This window comes from Flavobacterium sp. LMO8 (assembly GCF_009495755.1).
GTDB lineage: Bacteria > Bacteroidota > Bacteroidia > Flavobacteriales > Flavobacteriaceae > Flavobacterium.
The window spans coordinates 1-1,434 of sequence record NZ_WIBJ01000013.1 but is presented as its reverse complement, the minus strand read 5'-3'; the positions used below and the strand labels follow the sequence as shown (position 1 = coordinate 1,434).

1 protein-coding gene is annotated in these 1,434 nt (G+C 35.2%); it reads left to right on the top strand.

Annotation, left to right across the window (positions count from 1 at the left end; genetic code table 11):
* A partial coding sequence (locus GFJ94_RS12565) for a PKD-like domain-containing protein (protein ID WP_305069009.1) occupies positions 1-1,434 on the top strand: 1,434 nt, incomplete at both ends.

Genomic DNA, 1,434 nt, shown 5'->3' with positions numbered 1-1,434 from the left:
TGCACAATTACCAACGCCAGTAACACCAACTATCACTTCAGTAGCTGCTAGTTGTTCTGCAGCAGGAAGTTCAACCATATCAAATTACAGCGCTTCTAATACATACACCTTTACGCCAGCAGGTCCAACAGTAGGAGCATCAGGTTTGATCTCAGGTATGGTACTAGGAACAAGTTATACGGTAACTTCAGGAAATGGATTTTGTACTTCAGTATCATCTCCTTCTTTTGTTAATCAAGATATTAGTACACCTAGTATAACGAATATAGCATTTAGTTCAAATATTTGTGATGGTAGCCCATTAGATTTTGTTTTAAGTAGTAATTTACCAAACACAACTTATAGTTGGAGCGCAACGATATCTAATATCACAAGTACTTTTGTAACTAGTGGTGATGAGACTAACATTAATCAAATAGCAACATTAACAGATTCAGAGAATGTTGGAACTATAACGATAATAATTATTCCAAGAGCTAATGGATGTGATGGAATACCATCAAATCCAATTACTATTACTGTAAATCCAAATCCTGAGATTAGAAGTGTTACAGTAGCTGACAATTCTGTTTGTTCTTCAACAAATTCTACAAATAATGTTCATGTTGATATTGTTGGTAATATAAGTGGAATAACTTATACTTGGACAGCTATTACAAATGGAGTTACGGTTTTAGGAGGTGTAACTTCGGGTACTATTACATCAACTTCCACAGCTACTGCTATAGATTTACAAGTTATAACAAGTAATCCGTTAGTTGCAGGAACAATTTATTTTGTAGTAAGTTCTGTACGTAATGGATGTCCAGGCAATACACTTCAGAGTGAATTGATTACTGTAAATCCAAATCCAGGGTTGCCAGTTCTATCTCCAATTAAAACAATTTGTAGTGGAGAAAATACGGATTTAATAGTTAATGTTTCTCCACTTATAGCAGGAACCGAATTAACGTGGGATGTATTAACGTTTGATAATGTATCAGGAGCACTTTCAGGAACAGGAGTAGCACCAATAACTATAAATGATGTGTTAACCACAATAGATGCAACTGATGGTTATGTTATTTATCGAGTTTGGTCAAGTTTAGGAGATTGTCAAGGCGGATATACAGATTACCGAGTAAATGTAAATCCATCTCCTATACCTGTGTTAAAAGATGGCAATATTTGTATAACTCCAGATGGTCAAGTATTCCAAACCTACACATTAAACACAGGATTAAATGATGTTGACTATGACTTTGAATGGTTTGATAGTAATGGAGATACTATTTTGGGTGCAACTAGTTCAACATTAGTAGTTGATGCAGTAGGAACCTACAGTGTCATTGCTACTAATACGTTAACAACATGTTCATCAGATCCTATGTTATCAACAGCAACAGCAACAGTAAGTTCAACAACTCCAGCTACAGCCATCTCAGTTGTACAAAC